Genomic DNA, 6,000 nt, shown 5'->3' with positions numbered 1-6,000 from the left:
CCCCTCATGAATTATTTACGGGGCAATCAGAAATACTGGTGGCTGCATAATGATTGCACTTAATACTTGAATTCGAGTTTACTAAACGCAGGAGTAAGGAAAACATTAATCCCTGGTTTTTTAAATGCAAAATTTAAGCAGAAAAACGCCCTCAAATTATCATAAAGCAGGCTCTAAAATTTATGTATTTATGATAGATTAATTTGTTTAAAAGTGACAATTATTCTATCAAAACAATGGGTAGCTTATCTGATTTTCCAGCTGTTTTTACTAAAATGATACTGTTGAAGAGTGTCAATTAAACTCGTTAGTACAGGCCCCGATTGATGGCTTCGAGAAATTAAGCATCCTACAGGCGTTAACCACCCATTGTACTCATGGGTAACAGGCAATGCGACAATATGGCCTTGGTTTATCTGCTCTTTTACTGATAGCTCAGGTACGTTTGCCCACCCCATGCCCGCATGAACTAACTCAACCAGTGTTTGGTGAGTGTTGGCATACCACAACATAGAGCTAATACCGTAACTAAACCATAACTCCTTATGTTCAGCACTGCGATGTACACATTGTCTATAACGTTTTAAATCAGAGCCTTGCACTTTAGCTAGTTTGGCTAATTCGTGGGTCGATGATGCAACGGTTAAAAAGCGTGCTTGCCCTAGCAAGAAAAAATCCATATCCACCTTTAACTCACCGTCGGCATAAACAATACCGGCTTGCGCCCTACCCGAACGAACGAGTTGTTCTACATCAAAGGTTGAGGTGGTGATGATATCAAAGTGAGTTATTGGGTATTTATCGGCAAGCGGCATGAGAATATTTAAAAAGTCTGGGCTCATTACACTCTCATCAACAGCAATAACCATTTCATGCTCATGCTCTTTTGCTAGCGATTCTATTGTTTGATCAAAATACTTTTGTTGATGCAAAATAGACTTTGCAATTGGCAGCAAGGTTTTGCCGTTATCAGTTAATACCGGAGTGTTTTTATCACGATTGAACAGCTCTTGATTAATGGCTATTTCAAGGTTTGCAATTGCTTGACTTACCCCCGATTGAGCACGCTTTAATTTACGAGCAGCAGCTGAAAAAGATCCGGTGTCGCATACAGTGATAAATACTTTCAATTGCTCGAAGCTATACATGGTGTGTCTGAGAGTTACAGGTATTTGGCTCAGATTATCACTATTCGTGATAGCTGTTAACTTTATCTGTTTTGATTGACTGTCATAATCGCCGCTTAATAATTTCGTTATCCTTTTTTATCACCTTAGTGTTAATTGCCTAGTGTTAATCACTTAATTTTAAAGTAATACCTTTATTGGAGAAATATAACAATGAGAGCTGTAGAGCGTGTGTTTCACTCTGTGTCATTTGAAGTAATAGCAGTAACTTTATCGATTGCCGGTTTAGCTGCTTTTACTGAGCACGATATCGCTGCATTATCAGGAACTATGATAGTTATTGCGAGTGTCGCCATGGTTTGGAATTATGCTTTTAATTGGGTTTTTGATCTTTATGTTAAAGGAGATAAAACTAAGCGTACTTTTTCAATGCGGCTATTTCACGTTATCTTATTTGAAGCGGGTTTACTGGTGTTAACTATTCCAATTATGGCTTATTTATTATCGGTGAGCTTATGGAATGCTTTTTTAATGGACTTAGGCGTGACTATTTTTATTACTATTTATGCTTTTTTATTTAACTTGAGTTACGACCATATTAGAGCCGCAGTAATTCAGCGCCGAGCTTGTAATAACCAAGTTTAGCCTGTTGGCATAACTTTGCTGAGCTCGCCTGTTTTACTTAATTTAACGTAAATTATTACCAACAAAAATAACTTCTTTAGCTGGGGTTCCCTATTAAAAAATGTAAATAGGGAGCGCTAGTACCGCCACTACCTCCTTGCCAAATAGTTTTCTATTTTTGTCTTAAAAGCAAAAGTTATTAGCATTTACCCCTATATATAAGCAAATTAAAACCAGTAATAATGTGTTTAGCTTAAATAGTCCAGTCGCAGTGTATTAAGCACTGAGGCATTAATTGCATTTTAGGTAATTAAAAAGTCCCTTCACGTTAATGATGGAAAATTTATTATGATTACTTTGCACGGTTTTGCTGCTAGCAACTATTACAACCTAGTAAAACATGTACTTTTATATAAAGAACTGCCATTTAAAGAGCACCTTATTTACGGCGGTAGTGACGAGTTACTGGCAATGAGTCCTGCGGGTAAAGTGCCAGTTATAACAACATCTCAGGGCGTTAATATTTCAGAGTCGAGTGTTATTTGCGACTATATTGAAGAGTCATACCCAGATATTCCGCTTTATCCAAAAAATAGCACCGAGCGTGCAGCAGTGCGCCAAATAATGAAAATAGCAGAGCTGTACTTTGAACTGCCAAGCAGACGCTTTATACCGTATGCGTTTAGTGGTACAAACGCGCCAGAATCGCTTAAAAATGAGGTACGCCAAGTGTTAACCCGTGGTGTTACCGCCTTGAGTCGCTTGTGTAAGTTTTCACCTTGGATTGCGGGTGAGCAGTTTACTATGGCAGATATTTACGTTTATCACGTAAACACCATAGTTAACGCTTTTGGTGCCAGCCAACTTAATTGGGATGTACTGGGTGATGTACCGGGAATGAAACAGTGGAACGACACCATGCGCCAATCTGCTATTGCGCAAAAAGTAGAGGTAGATCGGCTCGCAAACATGCCCGAGTTTATGCAAAAGGTCACAGCGCAAATTCAAGCAGCTAATGCTTAGCTATAAAACAGCCAATTCATTAACCTTATTGGTTTAACTAATTTAATAATGTGCAGGAGCAAATCCCGATGACAGACAAAAATATCCAACTTACTTCAACAATCAGCGAAGACAACACACTAACGCTTGCCTTACAAAACATCGACATGCCACAACCAAGTGCCGATGAAGTGGTTATTCGCATTGAAGCTGCGCCATTAAACCCATCTGATTTAGCGGTTATGTTCAGCGCCGCTGACATGTCTACAGCAACGCAATCGGGTACTGGGCAAAGCCCAGCTATTACAGCTAATGTGCCAGCTAAGTTTATGCCAGCGCTCAAAACACGTGTTAATAAAGCAACGCCTGTAGGTAATGAAGGTGCCGGTACTGTAGTTGCTGCGGGCTCATCGCCAGCGGCACAAGCATTAATGGGTAAAATGGTTGCTGTAATTGGCGGCGGAACGTACCGTCAATATCACTGCGTTAATGTACAAAGTTGCTTAGAGTTAAAAGAAGGCACTACCGCTAAGCAAGGCGCATCGTCTTTTGTTAACCCGCTTACAGCACTAGCTATGGTAGAAACCATGCGCGCCGAAGGCCATAAAGCTATTATTCATGCGGCGGCGGCATCTAGCCTTGGGCAAATGTTAAACCGTATTTGTATTGCCGACGGTATTGATTTAGTTAATATTGTACGCAAAACAGAGCAAGAAACACTGTTACGTAACATGGGCGCAAAGTATGTGGTTAATTCTAGTAGTGAGTCGTTTTTTGAGGATTTAACCGCAGCAATTATTGCCACTGGTGCCACAATTGCGTTTGATCCAATTGGCGGTGGCCAACTAACCAGCGACATTCTTAACTGTATGGAAGCTGCTATAACTCGCGACGTAGAAGAGTATAGCGTGTATGGCTCAGATACTTTCAAGCAAGTTTATATTTATGGCGCACTTGATCGCGGCCCTATTACGCTAAATCGTAATTTTGGCTTTGCTTGGGGCGTAAATGGGTTTTTATTATTTAATGCGCTTGGTAAATTAGGCACGAATACGGTAGTGGCAATGCGTAAACGTATAGCCGATGAAATTACTACCACATTTGCCAGTAATTACACCCATGAAGTGTCGTTGTCTGAGGCGCTACAATTAGCATCAATAGCGGCTTACTCTAAACAAGCCACAGGCGAAAAATACTTAATTACACCGCAAAGCTAATTAAAACTCAGCAATAACTAATTAGTTTTTTAATACCTGAATTACAAATAGGTAAAAGCCGATATTGATTGCAGTATCGGCTTTTTATTTATGAATAATAAATATTATAAGGTGAGAATAGCAGGCTGCTATAGCCGCTCAGCTTAGTGTTTTACATAAAAACGACCGGAGAAGCCGCATTATTTAAAATAGACACCACACTCCATGCTGCAATAGCATAATCGCCCGATTTAATTGTTAAATCTAAAGCTACTTGTTCACCTTTAACTTCAATTCTGTAGTCATCTCCAGCAAAGTTAGGCACAGCATCAATATTAAATTTAGTTGCTTTTGGCCCCGCACTTGCTAGCGAAGTTGCATAAATAACATTAAAAACATAAGGAAAAATATCAATAATTTCCTTAGCTGTTCCGCTAAAAACTCTTTCTGGCTCAGTTATGTTCATTAAGCCCTCTTTGTTAAAAGGGGTTCGAGCAATAAAACCAGGTGATTTTTTAGATGTTATTGTTACATCAATCGGTGTTGAACTCATAAATGAAGCGGTTTGAAGCAGGTTAAAGCCACCTGTTGCACCACCGGCAATGTATATTTTAGTATTATTTTTTAATGCTACTGCTATGGCTCTTTGGTACAAAGCTACATCTGCAAATGCTGCCGTAGATAAAACAATTAAGTGCGAGCCAGCGGCTAATATTTTTTCACAATAATCGGTTACAGATACCGCCGATGCAGCTTCGGCTACAAACTCAGGCTTTAAAGCCATAAACGCATCAATATCTGTGCATGGTGTACAGTTAAAGTAATCAGCAAATTGTTTGGTTCTAATTGGGTTTCTGCCTAATACCGCAACTAGCTCGTAACCAGCAAGAGAGCCACTTTTTACAGCCTGAGCAATAGTTTGGCTTAAATAGCCACACCCTATTAGTGCTAACTTCTTCTTCATTTTTACTATTCCTATTTAATTATTTACCGAAACGTCCTTACTGTGTGTGGTTTTAAGCGTTAATAGCTCAGCCTTAGTACAATTACCCCTATAAAAGCGGTCGTTAGCCCTAACAGCTCTTGGCGAGTAAACGACTCTTTTAAAATAATGCGCGAGTACAAAAGAATTATTAAAATATTCATTCCAGAAATAGCAGAAACCAGCCCTGTATTGCCAATTGCAAAAGCCGATATTATTGCAACCATGCCAGCCACATTCGTCAATCCAATAAGTAACCCACAAGAAAACGTTTTTACTGGCGACCAATTAGGCCGAGAGTCATTTGTGTCACTGGCCTGTTTTTTGTTACTTACTAACCAACTAATAGCAAAAAGCAAACTACCAAAACCAAACATAGAGGTGAGCGTAGCGAACGTATCGGCCTCCAGCAAAGTAGACTGCTTACCTAGTAAGTCATTAAACGAAAAGAATAATGCAGCCAGTAACCCCCATTGCGCCCCTTGTAAATTAGTAAACGAAATATCATTAGAGTAGCGAATAATATAAAGCCCACCAAAAATAATAAAAAAGCCAATTAGCTGCAGCGTTGTTAAGGTTTCTTGCCATAATAAAAAGGCAAAAACCAACACAAATAAAGGAGTTAAACCCGACAAAATACTAATAAGCGAAGCCTTTCCAACCGAAAAACCTTTATGCAAAAAAGCATTCGCGGCAAAAGAGCCAAAACCCAGCGCTAAGCCAACAGCAATATCAGCCCAGCCATACCACTTTTGATTTAACAAGGTTACACCCAAAATACTGATTATAAATCCGACAAAAAACACACCGAATAATAATAAGTTTCGATCAATTTTTTTCTGGGATGTCCATTGATACATTATTCCTCGTGCGCCAAAAAAAAACGTGGCGAGTAATGCAAAAATTATCCACATAATTAAATGATTCCTTTATAAATTAGAATGAAGTAGTCGCTCTAAGAAATGTTGCCATTAAATTGCATAGCCAACATGATCCCTTGCACCATTCTTAGCTTAAAATTGATAAGGTAATAAAGGCTTACAAAAACACCATATAAGAAAGTCGCAAT

At 39.1% G+C, this 6,000-nt stretch carries 6 protein-coding genes; 3 read left to right on the top strand and 3 right to left on the bottom strand.

The window, feature by feature from the left end; translation table 11 throughout:
- Positions 1 to 245: 245 nt before the first annotated feature.
- Positions 246 to 1,130, bottom strand: coding sequence for a LysR family transcriptional regulator (locus tag HC000_RS14115; protein WP_338411058.1), 885 nt, complete (start codon positions 1,128 to 1,130; stop codon positions 246 to 248).
- A gap of 210 nt (positions 1,131 to 1,340) precedes the next feature.
- On the opposite strand from HC000_RS14115, the gene HC000_RS14110 reads away from it, so the two are divergent.
- The 3 genes from HC000_RS14110 (at position 1,341) to HC000_RS14100 (ending at position 3,970) form a co-directional block, all read left to right on the top strand.
- Positions 1,341 to 1,772, top strand: coding sequence for a PACE efflux transporter (locus HC000_RS14110; RefSeq protein ID WP_086996219.1), 432 nt, complete (start codon positions 1,341 to 1,343; stop codon positions 1,770 to 1,772).
- A gap of 327 nt (positions 1,773 to 2,099) precedes the next feature.
- Complete coding sequence (locus HC000_RS14105; RefSeq protein ID WP_179807985.1) at positions 2,100 to 2,774, top strand: glutathione S-transferase family protein; 675 nt, start codon at positions 2,100 to 2,102, stop codon at positions 2,772 to 2,774.
- A gap of 68 nt (positions 2,775 to 2,842) precedes the next feature.
- A complete protein-coding gene (locus tag HC000_RS14100) occupies positions 2,843 to 3,970 on the top strand; it encodes a zinc-binding dehydrogenase (RefSeq protein ID WP_179807984.1) in 1,128 nt (375 codons plus the stop codon).
- 151 nt (positions 3,971 to 4,121) lie between these two features.
- Here HC000_RS14100 and HC000_RS14095 read toward each other — a convergent pair whose 3' ends face one another.
- The gene (locus HC000_RS14095; RefSeq protein WP_179807983.1) at positions 4,122 to 4,913 is read right to left on the bottom strand and encodes an aspartate dehydrogenase domain-containing protein; all 792 of its coding nucleotides are present in this window, start codon (positions 4,911 to 4,913) and stop codon (positions 4,122 to 4,124) included.
- A gap of 59 nt (positions 4,914 to 4,972) precedes the next feature.
- Positions 4,973 to 5,845 (bottom strand): DMT family transporter, encoded by an 873-nt coding sequence (locus HC000_RS14090; RefSeq protein WP_179807982.1) that lies wholly within the window; start codon positions 5,843 to 5,845, stop codon positions 4,973 to 4,975.
- Between the last annotated feature and the right edge of the window lie 155 nt (positions 5,846 to 6,000).

The sequence above is a fragment of the Pseudoalteromonas sp. MIP2626 genome (assembly GCF_013414205.1).
GTDB lineage: Bacteria > Pseudomonadota > Gammaproteobacteria > Enterobacterales > Alteromonadaceae > Pseudoalteromonas > Pseudoalteromonas nigrifaciens.
Note: the sequence above shows the minus strand (reverse complement) of the source record. Positions and strands in the feature narration are given on the sequence as shown.